Source organism: Streptomyces sp. NPDC002125 (genome assembly GCF_053593715.1).
On the sequence record NZ_JBSFDD010000003.1, the window covers coordinates 484,010 to 500,378 of the forward strand.

Consider the following 16,369-nt stretch of genomic DNA (forward strand, 5'->3'; position numbering starts at 1 on the left):
GCCCGAGCAGCCGCACACCGGTGTGGGGGCCGGTGCGGCTACCGCGGCGGCTGGAGGATCTCGCGGCTCGTGGGGTCCAGATAGAACGCGGCCTCGCGGGTGAGCAGTTGGTACGCGTCCTGACCGGCCTCGGCGTCCTGGACGAGCCGGGCGACATTCAGCCCCTCGAAGCCGAAGACGCGCTGGTAGGGCTCGTCGGGAGCCCAGGAGTACACGTCCCCCGACCACCAGTACGTGACCTCCTCACCGTCGAGGGAGGCACGGGTGCGGGCGAAGGAGCGGAGCAGCTCCGCGGGTGTCGTCGTCATGGCATCCACTCTGCGCGTCCCCCTGCACCGGCGGGGCGGAAAGCGGCCAGGAACCGGCCGGGGTGCTGCTGCTCGAATTCCAGGACCGTAAAGGTTCTTTTCTTCCGCACCGCGACAGATGTGCGCCCGGCGCTTTGCGCTGGGCCTTTTGTGCAGGAAAGCGCCTGGAAGATTCACCGTATTTTCGTCGGCGCGAAGGCGTGTAAAGGGGCTGGGTTGTCCACCTTCGTGATATAGTCCTAATGAATTTACAGGACGCCACGAAAAAAGGGGAATGGCGTGAATACCGAGAAGGTCACGGCTCGACGTCTCACGGCCGAAGACGTTGCTGAATTGGGCCTCCAGGACGCCATCTTCGTCTCGGCGGAGATGGATGGCCTCCCTCTCGACTGCTACGCCCCGGCTTTTCTCACCGAGCCGGGTAAGAATTTCGAAGGGGGGTCCTTCGTCGCGAGGACGGTCTTCGGGAAGGAAATTCACGTCCTTCCGAACAATTCCGAGGAGCCCGGGATCTGGATCGCCGACAAGGCGGGCGAAGAGATCGAGGTTCTCCAGAGTGCCGGTGTCCTCCTGAACCTCGCCCTTTTCGTTCCCGGCGGCAACAAGGAATCTCTGGATTCGCTCTACGCCGCCGCGCGGGATGCCTTCGGTGCGGGAATCGTCCAGCGCTGGAGCGAGGAGACCGTCGAGGTGCCGGACGTCAAGATCGACCTCTACGAGGAGCCGGCCCGGGCGCGGAAGAACACGAACAACCAGAACCGCGACCGCCGAGCCCTGGACATCTACCCGACCCGGGTGCGCTTCCTGGAGCCCAGCGACGGCTGGAAGTTCGTGATCGAACCGCACAAGGAGATCGTCGACGACACACCGACGATCTGACCTGATCGCAGGTTGAGCCCGGCCTTCACAGGAGCCCGTCAGCACGCTGACGGGCTCCTCCGCGTCCGCCCGGCCCGCATCTCCCCGGCCCGTCGCACCCTCCCTCTGTCGCGGAACTCCCGCGTTTGTCGTCGGCCGCCCCCGGGTTCGTCCGCGATCCGTAACAGGGGCTGCTCACAGCGGTGTTCGTGTGACTTGATGAGGGCACGGCATCGGCGGAGGCAGCAAAGGGGCGGGCGGTCATGGCAAAGCACAAGGGAAGGGGATGGCACAGCAAGCTTCTCGCGGCGGGACTCGGGGTGACGGCGCTGGCCGCCGCCACCTCCGTATGGACCGCGCAGGCCGACCCCGCCGGAGGCCGGCAGCCGCAGGCGCGGGCCGCGGCGCCGGAGACCCTGGCCAAGGTGTCGGCGGAGATCGCGCACGCGTCGGACCGAGGTGACCGGGGCGTCAACATCACGATCGACGACGGACCGGACCCGGCCTGGACGCCCCAGGTGCTGCAACTGCTCAAGGACAACGGCGTGAAGGCCACGTTCTGCATGGTGGGTACGCAGGCCAAGGCCTACCCCGACCTCGTCAAGAAGGTCGTGGCGGACGGGCACCGGCTGTGCGACCACACGGTCTCGCACGACACCACCATGGACACCAAGTCCGAGGCGTACCAGTCCCAGGAGATCCTGGACGCCGAGCGCATGATCACCGAGGCGTCGGGCGGCGTACGGCCCGCGTACTACCGGGCCCCCGGGGGCGCCTTCACCCCGTACAGCAGGCAGCTCGCCGCGTCCCGGGGCATGCGTCCGCTGGGCTGGAACGTCGACACCAAGGACTTCGAGCACCCCGGCGCGGACACCATGGTCGAGACCGTCAAGACCGAGATCTCCAACGGGCCGACCATCCTCTTCCACGACGCCGGAGGCGAACGCTCCCAGACCGTGGAGGCCCTGCGCGAGGTGCTGCCCTGGCTCAAGGAGCAGGGCTACACCTTCGGCTTCCCCGTACGCTGACCGACGAGCAGGCGGGACCTACGGGGCGGTCACCCCGCTGAGCGCCGGCGACGGCGGCGCGTCCGGGACAGCCGAGGCGGGATCACGTAGTCGTCGACGGCTCCTCGCCGCCGGTCGGCCCGTCACCCTCGGCCGCACCGGTCTGCCCGTCACCCTCGGCCGCACCGGTCTTCTCGCGCATCTTGCGCACCAGCTCAGCCTTGAGGTCGGCGGCGCCCTTGCGGTCCAGGTTGCGGTGCGGGCCGTTGTTCTGCCGCTCGGCACGGGACAGCCGCTTGCGCTGACCGCCGCCCATGCCCACGGGGTTGTTGATGTTCTTGCTCACGGTCATGCGTTCTCCCGGAATGCTGTGAAGTGATCTACGGACTCATCTGCGGGGGACGGGTGCGGCGACATCGAGGGGCACGCCAGCAGGGCCCGTCACGCTCTCACTCGTACATCACATGACAAAGACGTTACCCGGTCCCGTGCGAGGGTCGTGCCCGCGCCGAATTCCGTTGTGCGGATCTTCTCCGGAGTGCTGGGATGGCGGCATGAGTCTTTCGCCGCCCGGGGCGGCCGAGGTCGTCGTCCGTGTCCACGTCCGTGATCTGACGCCCGCTGATCTGACCGCCTGCGCATGGTCCGGCTCGGCGGCCCATCTGGGGCAGGTGGCGCGCGAGCTGGAGCGTGCGGCGGCCGGAGAGGTGGACTACCTGGCGGTCTGTACTCCGGCGGGCTTTCCGGTGGCGATCGGCGGTGTCGACTACCAGCCCGCGGCCGGTGCCGGAACGCTGTGGCAGCTCGGGGTGCTCCCGGCCCTCCAGTCGTGCGGTCTGGGCACCCTGCTCATCCGCGCCGCGGAGGACCGCATCCGGTCACGCGGTCTGCGGCGTGCGGAACTCGGGGTGGAGGAGAGCAACCCACGCGCCCGGACGCTGTACGAACGCCTGGGGTACGCGGCCTACGGAAGCCGGCCGGACGCCTGGGACGTGGAGGCACCGGACGGCTCGCTGCGCCGGTACGAGACCGTGTGCACGCTGATGCGCAGGGACCTGTCCTCCTCGTCGGAGCAGGCGAGATGAGCTCCGGGCCGACGGTGGTCCCCACAGGACTCGTCGTCCTCGTCGGACCGCCGGCCTCGGGCAAGACCACCTTCGTCCGTGAGCTGGTCGCCCAGGGCAGTCTCGACCCGGAAGCCGTTGTCTCCAGTGACGAGATCCGTGCGGAGTTCTGCGAGGGCGAGGCGATGGACGCCGCGTCCGACATCATCGACGCGCAGGTCTTCGACGAGCGTGACCGCCGGCTCAGCAACAGACTCGCTGCGGGCCGCATCGCGGTCGCCGAATCGACGAACGTCACACCCCGGGCACGCGCACGCCTGGCGGCCATCGCCGAACGATTCGGCGCACCGGTGACCGTGCTGCGCTTCTGCCAGGACGAGGCAGACCTTCTCAAACAGAACCAGGAGCGGGAGAGGACCGACGTCTCTGCCGCGGACGTCAGCGCTTACGCCGCCCTCATGAGGCGGGATGCGAACGGTGCCCGGCTGCGCGTGGAAGGTGCTGCCTCCGTGTACGACGTCCCCGGCCGGGGACAGGGCGCCACACCTGCGGAAGCCGCCCGGCGATTCAGGTTCCGCCTGCTGTGAGCTATCCAGCCAAGCACCAGTGGGGCGGTCACCGGCTCCTCGTCATCCTCCGACGACGGGACTGACCGGCCCGGGCTACAAAGAAGCCCCCGGCCGAGGGCCTGGGGCTTTTTTTGATCTGCCGCTGGACATTTTTCGACGGTCATCGATTCGGAGCGTAAAGCCGAGGGCGGCGGGCCTTTTCGTGCCGTCGTTGCCAGCTACATCACCTTTGAAAATGGGTGAAGCCGCTTTATATCATTATGCAGCCGACTTTCTTAGCGATTACCGGGGAGGCAGCTGCAACATTCGTCATCGTCCCTACTGCCAAGGCGGCCAGACAAACGAGGGTGGTGGCCGCCAGGATTCTCCGCACGTGCGGGGCCTCCCTTCCTGTGGATCTTGAGAGGATGCGGAGATTATCAGACCATCACCAGGTCTGCACTTCGCATATGCCAAGGCGATATTCCGCCTTATTCGTCCCGGGTGGAGGGTCGGGAGTCTGGCACGATTTCATATATGCGTTCGATTTCAATCAGGCGACGAGCGATTCTACGCGCATCAATGCCGTCCCGATTCCTCACTAATTCGAACGCCTGACGCAATGTCATGTGCGCATCAGTGATGTCTCCCGCCGCGAGCCGGACCTCCGCCAGGAGGGTTCGCGAGGCGGTCTCCTCGTCGACATCATGGGTGCGGGCGGCGATGAGCACTGCTTTACGTAGTCGGTCCGTCGCGACAGCCAGCTGGCCGTCGGCGAAGTCCGCCCGTCCGAGGCGGCGCAGGGCCTGGACCTCGTGGTGGGTCGCTCCGATTTCCTGTGCGATATGCAGTGCTTCGAAAAGGCGTCGACCGGATTCCATGACGTCCCCGAGTCGCCAGTACGCCTCGCCGATTCCTACCAGGGTCTCGGCCTGGCTCTTCCGGTCGCCGAGAGAGTGGAATTCCGAGAGGGTTTCGCTGAACATGACAAGTGCTGGTGCCGCCTCGCCCGCCTCCGTGAGGACTTCGGCCAGGTTTCTCCGTACGGTCGCACGGTCGTATCGGCTTCCGTCCACTTCCAGGAAAGAGAGAGATTCCTCGAAGGAGTGGCGTGCGGCTGCGAACTCCCCCGCCTGTACCTGTAATTCCCCGATGTTGTTCAGCGTCTTGGCTGCTGCCGTGCCATCGGCGGCTTCGCGGAATCCTTCCAGAGCGCTGCGGAAATGTGTGAGCGCCCTTTCGCGCTCTCCGAGGAAAAGCAGCGTCACCGCAATATTGTTCCGACTCCGGGCCTTGTCCCAGGTGTTGCCTGAAAGTGACTTTATGGCGAAACACTTCTGGAGCAGCGCGAGGGCCTTGCGATTCTCGCCGAGATGCCAGTTCAGTGTGCCGAGAACCCGTAGGGCCTCGGCTTCGGCAGGCTCATCGCCCAGCGCACGCGCGAGTTCCAGTGCACGCTCCCCCGCTCTCGCGGACTGGGCGTAGTCCCCGACACTGGCGTGCGTGGCGCAGAGATCGGTCAGAACCTGGCACAGGGCCGGAGCGTTGTCGTTCGTCCGTTCCCAGTGGTCGACGGCTTGCCGCAGGAGCGCTCTGGCGTCCTGCCAGTGGCACTCCGACAGCAGAAAACCCGCCAGGCAGCCGGCGAGGCGGGCTGCCTGCCCGGGAGCACCGTTGCGCCGGGCGTGCTCCTCGACAGCCAGCAGGTTGCCGCGTTCGGCGACCAGCCAGGACCGCGCGGCGGCGGAGTCCGGCCAGGGCGACGGAGTCGCCGGCGGGGGAGGCGTCGATGAGTCCAGCCGCACGCGGTGTCGGTGGGGGTATGCCGTGCGGTCCGCCAGGTCGGTCGCCGTGAGGTAGAAAACCGTGAGCCGGGCTACGGCCTCGCGGCGTTCCTGCTCACTGTCCACCGAAAGGGCAAGATTATGGGCATATTCGCGCAGCAGGTCGTGGTAGCGATAGCGGTCCGGCACGGGCTCCCTGAGCAGGTGGCATGCCAGTAGCCCTTCCAGCAGGCGCTCCGTCGTGTCCTGCGGCATACCCAGCAGGGTGGCTGCCGCCGCGGCGGTGAAATCGGGGCCTGGATGCAGCCCGAGACGGCGAAACGCGGTCCTCTGCTGCGGGCCGAGAGTCCGGTAGGAAAGATCGAACGCCCGCGCCATCTCCTGCTGCTGATCCGCGCTGCGGATTTCCTTCAGACGTCCGGGACTTCGGGCGAGGCGGTCGGCGAGGACGGTCAGCGTCCACGATTGACGTGCCCGGAAGCGATGGGCCACCAATTCGATCGCAAGGGGCAGGTATCCGCACAATTCGACGATCCGCGCCGTCTCCGCACGGTCATGAGTACGTTCCTCCCCCGCGAAGTCGCGGAAGAGCGCGACGGCGTCCTCCTCCGGCAGGGCGTCGAGCGGGACGGACAGCGCTTGCGGGATACCGGTCAGATGCCGACGGCTGGCGATGATCGTCAAGGACGGCGAACCGCTGGGCAGCAGCGGGCCGATCTGTTCGGGCCCGGTCGCGTCGTCCAGGACGATGACCACACGGCGCTCGGCCAGCATGGTTCGCCACAGGGCGGTACGCCCCTCCAGCTCCGTGGGGATGGAAGGGGCCGGCGCACCGAGCAACCTCAGCAGCGTCGCTAGCGCAGACCTGGCGCTGAGTGGTTCCTGGGTGGGTGAGTGACCGCGCAGATCGATGTAGAGCTGACCGTCCGGGTACCTCTCGGCGAGCACGTGGGCGGTCGCGACGGCCAAGGCCGTCTTCCCGACCCCGGCCATGCCGCTGACCGCTTCCACGGTGACGACCGATCCGCCATGCGCACCCTCCTCGGCGATCACCGAGGTCAGGGCCCGCAACTCCGCCCGTCGCCCGACGAGCGACGGCTGCTGGGGGAGATTGCGGCGTGGCGGCGCTCCGGGGGGAAGCCGGGCAGGCTCGCTGGCCTCGGGCCGTGGTGCCAGTGGGGTGGCGGCGGCGGAACCGACGGGAGCGGCTGCGCGCGCCGGGCGTTCGCCGTGCACCAGTTCACGTGCCGGTACGCGGGCCAGTATGCCCTGGTGGATCATGTTCAGCTCGGCGCCGGGAAGGGCTCCGTACTCCGCCATCAGCGACTGCCGGGCGCGCTGGTGGATGCTGAGCGCATCCGCGTACCGTCCGCTGCCGTAGCAGGCGAGCATCAGCTGACCGAGCAGGGTCTCGTGTCCGGGATGCCGCTCGACCAGCGCGGAGAGTTCGGCGATCTGATCGGCGAAGCGCCCCAGCCGCAGTCCGGCCGCGATGCGTGAGACACCGGCGCTCAGCCGCGCCTCCGAGAGTGTCCGGCGCACGGTTGCCGCCCAGAAGCCGGGAAGGCCCGACAGCGCCTCGCCCTGCCACAACGCCTCCGCCTGAGTCAGCAGCTCACCTGTCCGGGTGTCACTGTCACTGGTGAACGCGGCATCGACGAGCCGCCGGAAGCGCTGCCAGTCGACGGCGTCGCGCCCGGTGCGAAGGGTGTAGGTGTGCGCTCGCCCGATGATGGTGGGCGCGTCCGGCACCGAGCCGGCGGCCCGCAGTTGTCGGCGGATACGCGAGACATAGGTGTGCGTGTTCTCGCGTGCGCGTGCGGGAGGGTCGCCGTCCCAGAGGCGTTCGATCAGCTGGCTGATTGCGACAGGGCGGCCGGCGTCGAGAGCGAGCGCGGCCAGCAACGCCCTTTCCTTGTCCGATCCGAGCGCCAGCCAGTGCCCGTTCAGCCGTAGCCCCACCGGTCCGAGAATCTGGAATTCCACCAGCGCCCCCGCTGGTCCGTCGTATAGCTCACGAGCATGACATCACGTGGGGGTTTCCGCCATACACCGCTGGCATACCTGGCCTGATCCGTCTCATTCCCGACGGTCATTCCAAGTCACGCGTGGGTAGAAAGCGAAGGAGTTCGGACATTCGGCAATTGATCTCCGGGGGCGGATGGATGAGTGATTCGAGTACGGCCTCGCACGGGCCTCACAGAAATGAGATCAGTGGCGAGTCACGAATGTACGGTCCTACCGTCCAGGCCCGTGAGGTGCGCGGCGGCATTCATTTCCATCAGACTCCGGTGGTGCCCGCACGGCCCGCGCCACCCCGCCAACTGTTGCCTGTTCCCGCGAACTACACCGACCGGGAGAGCGATCTGGAGGCCCTGGACGATCTCCGGGCCACGGGGTTGCCGCTGATCGTCGTCAGTGGTCCGGCCGGAATCGGCAAGACCACTCTGGTGTCCAAATGGCTGCGGGCGCTGAGTGCCGAGTTCCCCGACGGGCAGCTGTATGCGGACCTGCGTGGGCACACGGCGGGTGACCCGGCGAGGCCTGCCGAGGTCCTCGGCCAGTTCCTCCGGGCGCTGGGTGCCGGACCTCCGCCCGCCGACGCGGTCGAACTGGGCGCCCTGTGGAGGTCCCTCACCGCCGAACGGCGGATCGTGATCATGCTGGACAACTCCTTCACGGCTGCCCAGGTGCGGCCGTTGCTGCTCAGCGGGCCGGGCGGCCTCGTGGTCGTCACCAGCCGCCGAAGGCTGACCGGCCTGCGCATGCAGGGAGCGGGCTTCCACCAGCTCGACGCGCTCGGCACGGAAGCCGGTGTCGAACTGCTCACCCGTGGGATCGGCGTGGACCGCGTCGCGGGGGAACTCCCGGCAGCGCAACGCCTGGTGGCGCTCTGCGCGGGGTTGCCGCTCGCGGTCTGCCTGGCCTCGGCCCGCCTCGCGACACGGCCCAGGCAGTCCGTCGGCGCGCTTGTGGACGCCCTCGCGCGGAACACGGACGGCGGCCGGCTGGCCGCGCTCGACGTGGAGGGGGAGACTTCCGTGCACAAGGCCCTGGACGCGTCCTACGCGGTGCTGAGCGGCGAAGCCGCCCGCCTGTACAGGACGCTCGGTCTGCTCCCCGTGCATACCTTCGATGCCGTGATCGCGGCAGTGTCCTGCGGTGAGTCGCTGGAGTGGGCGGTGCGCCGGCTGGACGAGCTGGTCGAGGCCAATCTGGTGGAGGACATCGGCCCCGAGAGCTTCCGCCTCCACGACCTGTTACGGATCCACGCGCACGGGCGCGCCGTGGACGACGATACGAGCGCCGCCCAGGAGGAAGCGCTGCGGCGCTTCTGCGACGGGTGCCTGTACACCGCGACGGCGGCGCAGGAGCGGCTGACGCCGGTTCAGTTCACCCTTCCCAGGATCTATGCGTACCGGCCGGAGATTCCGCTTCCGTTCGGCGACGACATCGCGGCGCTCGGTTGGCTCGACTCCCATCGGGCGCAACTGCTGGAGGCCGTACGGCTCGCGGCGGGCAGGGGCTGGTACGACACGAGCTGGATGCTCGTGGATGCCCTGTGGCCGCTCTTCCTGCGTCTGCGCCACTACACCGAGTGGATCGAGGCCCACAAGATCGGTCTGGAGGCCGCCCGACAGGCCGGGAACAGGGAGGCCGAGCGGCAGATGCTCAACTCCGGGGCCATCGGGCTGGGGGCCGCCGGCCACACCGACGAGGCGACGGCTTGGTACCGGGACTCCCTGCGGGCCGCGCGGGAGGCCGGTGACCCACGGGACGAGGGCCAGGCACTGCTGGGCCTCGGCGCGTGTCATCGCGAGGCCGGGCGGCTCGACGACGCCGTCGGCCACTTGAACCGGGCGATCTCCGTGTGGGAGGCCTGCGGGTACCCACGCGGTGCGGCCCTCGCCCGGACCACCCTCGGTGAGATAGCACTCGCGAAGGACGCCCCGGCCGAGGCGGTCGGCTCCTTCACCCGGGCACATGCCGCGCTGGTGGCGGTGAACGATCCCCACGACGCCGCGCGTGCCCTCGCGTTCCTGGGGCGGGCCGGCGTCCGGGGTGGGGCGTACGAGGAGGGTATGGCAAGGATGAAAGAGGCTCTGGAGGTCTTCAACGGATCCGGAGCGGTCTTCTGGCAGGCCCGCACCCTGGAGATGCTGGGGCAGAGCGCCGCGGAGCATGGCGACCGGACGGGCGCGGAGGAGTTCCTCGGGCGGGCCCTCACTCTGTTCGAGACCACGAGCCCCGCCGACGCGCTCCGGCTCGGCGGGGGCGGGTGATCCGGCAGGAGAGACCGAGCCGCATCGGCTGCCCGGTCCCGGTCTGCGACGGTGACCCCCCGCCGTGCTCTTCGGGGCGGTAGACAGCGGACAAGAGAGGGCTTCCACAGCGCCGGAAGAAGGTCCACCGCAGGGCCGTTTCCCCAGTTCAGGCGCCAGATGGACGCCCCCACCGACCAGGTGGCGGAGCTACGCAGGCTCACGGACAACGTCTCCGGCCACGTGGCGGAAGCCGTAGCCCGCCAGATGCGAACGGAGGGGGTTCACCGAGCACCCGTTCGGTCGTCCCGCTGGTGTCGGCGACACTCGGCGCACCCGACCAACGGTCGCGCACTCCCGCCGGTCGAGGAATCCGCCAGAACCACCCAGTTCTTCGCTTTCCCGACCTAGGCTTGACTGCCACGACATCGACGACGGGGAGCCCGGCATGGACTCGATCACGGCAGCGGCCCTCGCAGCACTGGCCGGGAGCGCAGGCAGTGAGGCCGGCCGCCAGGCATGGGTGGGGCTGACGGCTCTCGTGCGGCGCCCGTTCCGGCGCGGGCCGGTTCCGGAGCCCGACGAGGCCGGGGAACCTCGGGTCAGCACCGGCGAGTTGGAGCTCGCGGCGCTACAGGAGGACAGCACCGATCCGAACCGCTCGCAGGCGCTCGCGACGGCGCTTCACGTACGGGCGGCCCTGGACGAGGAATTCCGCTTGCGTCTTGACGAGTGGTGGCGGAGGGCACAAGCGGCAGGTGGCGAAGCACACAACAGCGTCTCGGGAGGCACGCAGAACGGTCCCGTGATCCAGGGCCGCGACTTCTCCGACCTCACCTTCCACATGACCCGCGACACGGGGGATTCGAGGCCTGAGTAGCCGATTCATCCGCATGCCGGGTGGTCGCCGACCTGGTTGCGTGCGAGCCCGCCGTCGGTCGGAGGTACGCATTGGAGTCCCGGTGGGCATCGACGCCGCACACTGGCGTGCCTTCGGCCGGCCTTGAGTGAAGGCAGGGCGCCTTCTTTCCGCGCAAGGCCCTGCCCCGCCCCTCTCCAGCCTAGGTGCCGAGATTCGGCGGCACTCGGTGGACGCGCTACAGCTCGCGCAGGCGCGTGTGCGTCCCGCTACCCCCGGGACCACACTCGATCGGTCGTGCGTCGACGCCGCCGCCGGTGGCAGAGCACTGCAAGGTTCTCGCAAGGCTTCGTCGAGCCTTCCGTCCCACCCGCCGGGCATCCAGGTCACAGAAGCAGTTCGTGACAGCCGGACAGAAGCCAACAGGGGGACGCCATGACGGCGTTAGGTGGTCTCGGAACGATGACGGGCACGGCGAACAGATTCGAAACGCCCACCGCGGGGGCCGGTGTTGCTGAATCACGGCAGTGGCTGACACTGGTGGGTCGCAAGAAGGTACTGGCAGTGGTGCACACGGTCACGTACGGGAAGCGGCTGCTCGATGTCCTTTCCCTGCTGGACGCCGACTTCCGGATCCAGGTCGTCTTCACCGCACCGCCGCACGCCTTCGGAGACGACGTGCCCGCCTTCCTGGCACGTCTGGGCAGCGCCGTGTTGCCGTGGGAACAGGCGACCCGCATGACCTTCGACCTCGCACTCGCCATGGGACCGCGCGGCGTGGAGCGCATAGAGGCGCCACTGATCACGCTGCCGCACGGAGCCAACTACCTGAAGAGGGTGGCCGAGGGAGCACACGCGGGCGTGGCGGGGTTGCGCCGAGAGGATCTCATGCCCGGTGGTCGGCCGCCCGCCGCCGTGGGCGTGCCCCACCACTCCGAACTGCGTGAGCTCGCACGCAGCTGCCCGGAGGCGCTCCCGCTGGCGCGTGTCATCGGTGATCCCGCGCACGACCGGATCGTGGCCAGTCTGCCGCTGCGCGCCGCCTACCGCCGGGCGCTCGGGCTCACCGAAGAACAGAAACTCGTCGTCTCGGTCTCAACGTGGGGGGCTCACTCGTCGTTCGGCCGGTTCGACACGTTGTTGCCTCGGCTGATCGGCGAACTACCGTCGGGGCGCTACCGTACGGCGCTGCTCGTCCACCCCAACGTGTGGGCGGGACACGGCGCCTACCAGGTCAGGTCGTGGCTGGCTCGGTGCGAACAACGCGGGATCGCGATCGTGCCCCCGGAGGCGGACTGGCGCAGCATCCTGGTCGCTGCGGACCTGATCATCGGCGACCACGGATCGGTGACTCTCTACGGGACGCTCACCGGGGCGCCGATTCTGCTGACCACCTCTCCGGAACGGGAGATCAATCCCTCGTCGCCGGCCGCTGCTCTCGCGGCCCACGCACCGACGCTCTCTCCCACTCACCCGCTGGTGGACCAGCTCGACTATGCGGCGCGGGTGTACCGGCACGAGGAGTACGCCCCGATCCGGGCCCGCATCACCTCGGAGCCCGGCCGTTTCAACCGGAACACACGCAAGCTGATGTACGAACTCCTGAGGATGGGACAGCCCGCTCACGAACCGCTGACCGTCCCGCTGCCGACGCCGCTGCCGCCGGCGGCGTGGGCAGCCGGCCGTGGGGAGGAATCGGCGTGAAGCGCTTCGTCGTGGTCGAGGCGAGCCCGTTTCCGGACGTCCTGCTGGCCCGGTGCGACAACGCGTCCTTCAGCGTTCGGCTGAGGTCGGTGCACCGTCTTTACCGCGCGTCGGTCATCGACGAGCACCTCGTCGTGGACGTGGACAGCTGCCGGGACCCCTCCCTGCTCGACTGTGCGGACGTGCTCCAGGGAAGCCGGGCTCACTCGGTCGCTGGTGCGCTGCGCCGACTGGCCGGTCTCACGTCGGCCCATCCGTCCTGCGGTATCGCCGCGGTGCCTCTGTCGGAGGCCGGGGGCGCGGACGGCTGGATCCTGGCAGGCGGATCCGACCGGTCCCCGTTCCTCGTACCGCACCGCCCCTACCGGCGGTGCCAGGACTCCTCGGAGCAGTCGCTGCTGCCGTCGTGTGTGCACGCCTGGCTGGTGGCAGGGCGGTCACTGCGGGAATGGCCGTACGCCCACGAGGCCTCGGGCGGCTGAATCGCACAGGGGCACGTGGGGCACATTCGTGGAGCCCGGCCGTCCACACCCTGCTCCCGGGTCCGGCAGCCGTGGGGCAGGCGCTACGGCCGCGCCGGCGCCTCGGTCTCGCCCAGCAGCTTCCGGGCCCGTCCCAGACGGCCGGCCCAGGCCGGGTAGGGCAGTGCGGTGGCGAGCGACGAGGCGTGCGCCAGCTCCTCCTCGCCCTCCTGCGTACGGGACAGGCGGGACAGGCAGGCGCCGAGTGCCGTGCGGGCCTCCACCTCGGCGAGGCGCTCTCCGGAGCGGGTGGCACGTTCCGTCTCGGCGCGGGCGATGCGGAGCGCCGACTCGGCCTGACCGGCGAGGAGATGGGCCCAGGCGGTCAGGGCCGGCGCGGCGGTGGCATGGCCGTCGAGTGCGGCCAGTGCCTCGTCCGGGCGGTGTGCGAGCAGGGCGAGTTCGGCGCGTGCCGTGCTCACCTCGTACGCGGCCTGGCGGTCCTCCAGGGTGGTGGCGATCCGCTCGGCGCGGTCCAGGACAGCCACGGCGCCCGCCAGGTCGCCGGTGCGCAGCAGTACGCGGGCCTGTGCGGTCAGGGCGTAGGGGAGACACCAGCTGCCGTCCGCCTCGGCTCCGGTCACCGCGGCGTCCGCGAGGGCCGCGGCCGGGGGCGTCTCCTCCAGGAGCAGATGGAGTTCCGCCAGGTTCGCCCGCTCGAACGCGATGGCCGCCGGATCCCCGGAGTGCTCGGCGAGGTCGAGGGCGCGCCTGCCGAGTCCGACGGCCTCGTGCAGCCGCCCGGCGCGCCGGGCGTTCTCCCGCAGTGTCGACAGCACCGTGCCGAGCAGTTGCGGGTCGCCGTACGCCTCGGCGGGCTCCAGCGCCCGGTCGCCGGCCTCGCGGGCCCGTTCGAAGTGGCCGGCCAGGCCCAGATTGCTGGCCAGCAGGGTGTAGGCGCGGGCGAGCAGCCCCTGCCCCGCCGCGCCGGGCACCTGCTCGGCGGCGGGGAGGGCCAGGCGGGCGGCGGCGTACCCGTCGTCGTAGCTTCCTTCGTAGCAGCAGACCAGGGAGAGGGCCAGGTGGTGGACGGCCGCCGGTTCGGGCGCGGTGTCCGCGGTCGCCCGGTGGCCGTGCAGGATCTGCCGCCCGGCGGCGGAGTCCTTCGCCCTGACCAGGCTCTCGGCCAGATAGCCCGCGGCCAGCACGGCGCGGTCGTGGTCGCCGCGCCGTACGAACTCGTCGAGCGCGCTCCGCAGCGCCTCGGCCGCCCGGTCGAACCGGCCCATGCGGCGCAGCACCTGGGCGTGCGCGAGCCGGGTGCGGGCCGCGTCCACATCGAGGCGGACCACGAGGTCCTGGTAGTAGCGGTCGGCGGTGTCGTTGGCGTAGAGGGCCGAGGCACGCTCCGCCGCGAGCCGCAGATATTCGGCGGCCAGCGGGTCGTCGGCCCGCGTGAAGTGCGAGGCGAGGGTGTCGACGGCGTCGGGCCTGCGCTGCCGCACCGCGTGCGCGAACGCCTTGTGCAGCTGCATGCGCCGTACGGTGGTGAGCCCTTCGTAGCAGGTGAGGCGGACCAGCGGATGGCGGAAGGCGAGGCCGGGCACATGCCGCCCGGACGCCACGACGGGCCGCTCCTCGATGAGCGCGGCGCCGATCGCCCGTTCCAGGGCGACGGTCGCGGCGGCTCCGGTCACCGGCGGGTGCAGTCCTTGCGCGGCGACGTCGAGCAGTTCGGACGACGCCGTCTCGGAGCCCGCGACGGACAGTGCCTCGACGAGGCGCCGGGCATCCGGGTCGAGCCGCGCGAGGCGCTCGGCCACCAGCTGCCGTACGCCTTCGGGCGCGGCACCCTCCTCGGGGGTGTCCGCGAGCGCGCGGGCCAGTTCCACGGCGAACAGCGGATTGCCGAGGGACAGCTCCCAGACGCGGTCCAGCGGCGCGGCGGCCCCGACCGCGTCCCGGGCAACGGCCAGGCAGGCCTCCTTCCCGAGCCTCTCCAAGTCGTGCGGCACGGCGAGCCCTTGGCGCACCAGGAGGGTCAGGTCCGCGCGTCGCGGATCGGTGTCCGGCAGTTCCTCCTCGCGGTACGTCACCAGGAACCGCAGGCGGCTCCCCGGCCCGGCGGCCCGCCGTGCCAGATGGCTCAGCAGCTGGTACGAGCCGGAGTCCGCGGCGTGCAGATCGTCCAGGACCACCAGGACCGGACGGTGGGCGGTCAGCTCGCCGAGCAGCCCGGTGGCCGCCCGGAACAGCCGGTCGCGTTCCTCCTCGGGGCTGCGTTCCCCGAACCCGCTGATCTGACCCAGGGACGGCAGGAACGCGGCCAGGTCGGGGTACTCGGCGCCGATCCGGGCGCGCTCGGCCACCCCCCGCTCGGCGAGCCAGCCGTCGAGCGCCTCGGCGAACGCCCCGTAGGGGGTGTGACCCTCCGCGTCGTGCCCGGCCCCCCACAGCACGGCGGTGCCGGAGCCCGCGGCCCGTCGTGCCGCCTCGGCCACCAGCCGGGTCTTGCCCATGCCGGGTTCGCCGGTGAGCAGCCTCACCGGCGGACCGCCGTCGGCGAGGAGGCTGCGGAGTGCGTCGTCCCGCCCGCGCAGCGGTGCCACGGCGATCCCCCGCAGCGGCGCGGGCAGGGCGGGCCCGGTGGCGGTCGGCGTGGGGGCGGTGGTGAGCGCGGCCCGGTGCAGCCGCTCGGTCTCCGGCCCGGGGCGCACCCCCAGCTCCGCGTCGAGGGCGTCCCGGCACAGGTGGTACTGGCGCAGTGCCTGGCGGCGCATCCCCTGCCGCAGAGCGATGTCCATGAGGGTCCGGTGGGCGCCCTCCTCGGCGGGGTTGGCCTTCAGCACCCGCTCGGCCGCCGCCGCGGCCTGCGGCAGGTCCCCGTGCGCCAGGTGCGTGGTGGCGAGGGCGAGACCCACCTCGACCTGGAGGGCCGTGAGCCGCGTGCGCCGCGCATCGGCCCAGCTCGCGTACGGGTCCTCGGGCAGGAGCCCGCCCTCGAACCGCTCCGACGCGTTCTCCAGTGCGGTCACGTCCCGGGAGGCCAGCGCGGACAGCGCGGCCTCCTCGACGTGATCCGCGTCGACCCACACGGTGGCGGGGTCGAGGAGCAACAACGCCCCGTCGGATATGAGGTACGACGAGGTGGCGCGCCGCGCGAGCTCGGGTTCCAGGGCCCGCCGCGCGGCGTGCAGCGCGACGCGCAGGTTGTTGGGTGCCGTCTGCGGGCCGGCGTCCGGCCAGCACAGGTCCATGACCTGCTCCCGCTGGAGCCGGTGGCCCGGGGAGACGGCGAGCAGCTTGACGACGGTCCGGCCGGTCAGCCGGGGCCAGCGTTCGGCGGGTGCGGGACCGCTGTCGCGGGTGGCACGGAAACCGCCGAGCAGGTGCAGGCGCAGCAGCGGCGCATCCGGTCCGGCGCCGGGCGGAGTGGGCTGCGCGTTCATTGGGCAGCCACTGTAGCCCGGCAGCCCGCCGGCCCCCTGGGCAAGGCCCAGGGGGCCGGTACGAC

11 protein-coding genes and 1 pseudogene are annotated in these 16,369 nt (G+C 70.3%); 8 read left to right on the plus strand and 4 right to left on the minus strand.

All coding sequences use genetic code 11. The features are described 5' to 3' along the window. Positions 1-50 precede the first annotated feature (50 nt). Positions 51-308, minus strand: a pseudogene (locus ACWCQM_RS08035) (DUF1838 family protein); the annotation flags it as partial. A 279-nt stretch (positions 309-587) separates the two neighbouring features. Here ACWCQM_RS08035 and ACWCQM_RS08040 point away from each other — a divergent pair. Together ACWCQM_RS08040 and ACWCQM_RS08045 are read left to right on the plus strand one after the other, a co-directional pair. Next, positions 588-1,187, plus strand: a complete 600-nt coding sequence (locus tag ACWCQM_RS08040; protein ID WP_450914447.1) for a hypothetical protein — start codon at positions 588-590, stop codon at positions 1,185-1,187. A 242-nt stretch (positions 1,188-1,429) separates the two neighbouring features. Next, positions 1,430-2,194: a polysaccharide deacetylase family protein gene (locus ACWCQM_RS08045; protein WP_450914448.1), complete on the plus strand. Its 765-nt coding sequence runs from the start codon at positions 1,430-1,432 to the stop codon at positions 2,192-2,194. Between the two features lie 82 nt (positions 2,195-2,276). On the opposite strand, the gene ACWCQM_RS08050 is transcribed toward ACWCQM_RS08045, so the two are convergent. Next, the gene (locus tag ACWCQM_RS08050) at positions 2,277-2,525 is read right to left on the minus strand and encodes a DUF6243 family protein (protein ID WP_450914449.1); all 249 of its coding nucleotides are present in this window, start codon (positions 2,523-2,525) and stop codon (positions 2,277-2,279) included. A gap of 202 nt (positions 2,526-2,727) precedes the next feature. Between ACWCQM_RS08050 and ACWCQM_RS08055 the strand changes: the two genes are divergently transcribed. Together ACWCQM_RS08055 and ACWCQM_RS08060 are read left to right on the plus strand one after the other, a co-directional pair. Continuing rightward, positions 2,728-3,258, plus strand: a complete 531-nt coding sequence (locus tag ACWCQM_RS08055) for a GNAT family N-acetyltransferase (protein WP_450914450.1) — start codon at positions 2,728-2,730, stop codon at positions 3,256-3,258. After that, the gene (locus tag ACWCQM_RS08060) at positions 3,255-3,824 is read left to right on the plus strand and encodes an AAA family ATPase (RefSeq protein ID WP_450914451.1); all 570 of its coding nucleotides are present in this window, start codon (positions 3,255-3,257) and stop codon (positions 3,822-3,824) included. Before ACWCQM_RS08055 ends, ACWCQM_RS08060 begins: the two co-directional genes overlap by 4 nt. 452 nt (positions 3,825-4,276) lie before the next feature. Here the strand turns inward: ACWCQM_RS08060 and ACWCQM_RS08065 are convergent, their stop codons facing one another. Next, positions 4,277-7,555: an AfsR/SARP family transcriptional regulator gene (locus ACWCQM_RS08065; RefSeq protein WP_450914452.1), complete on the minus strand. Its 3,279-nt coding sequence runs from the start codon at positions 7,553-7,555 to the stop codon at positions 4,277-4,279. 242 nt (positions 7,556-7,797) lie between these two features. On the opposite strand from ACWCQM_RS08065, the gene ACWCQM_RS08070 reads away from it, so the two are divergent. The 4 genes from ACWCQM_RS08070 (at position 7,798) to ACWCQM_RS08085 (ending at position 12,876) form a co-directional block, all read left to right on the plus strand. Further along, on the plus strand, positions 7,798-9,852 hold the full coding sequence (locus ACWCQM_RS08070; protein ID WP_450914453.1) for a tetratricopeptide repeat protein: 2,055 nt from the start codon (positions 7,798-7,800) through the stop codon (positions 9,850-9,852). A gap of 427 nt (positions 9,853-10,279) precedes the next feature. Continuing rightward, positions 10,280-10,711 (plus strand): hypothetical protein, encoded by a 432-nt coding sequence (locus tag ACWCQM_RS08075; protein WP_450914454.1) that lies wholly within the window; start codon positions 10,280-10,282, stop codon positions 10,709-10,711. Positions 10,712-11,230: 519 nt separating this feature from the next. Further along, positions 11,231-12,394 (plus strand): hypothetical protein, encoded by a 1,164-nt coding sequence (locus tag ACWCQM_RS08080; protein WP_450914455.1) that lies wholly within the window; start codon positions 11,231-11,233, stop codon positions 12,392-12,394. Beyond that, positions 12,391-12,876 carry a hypothetical protein gene (locus ACWCQM_RS08085; protein ID WP_450914456.1) on the plus strand — a complete coding sequence of 162 codons (486 nt, stop codon included), beginning with the start codon at positions 12,391-12,393 and terminating at the stop codon, positions 12,874-12,876. Before ACWCQM_RS08080 ends, ACWCQM_RS08085 begins: the two co-directional genes overlap by 4 nt. Positions 12,877-12,959: 83 nt before the next feature. Here the strand turns inward: ACWCQM_RS08085 and ACWCQM_RS08090 are convergent, their stop codons facing one another. Further along, positions 12,960-16,304: an ATP-binding protein gene (locus tag ACWCQM_RS08090; protein WP_450914457.1), complete on the minus strand. Its 3,345-nt coding sequence runs from the start codon at positions 16,302-16,304 to the stop codon at positions 12,960-12,962. Positions 16,305-16,369: the final 65 nt, after the last annotated feature.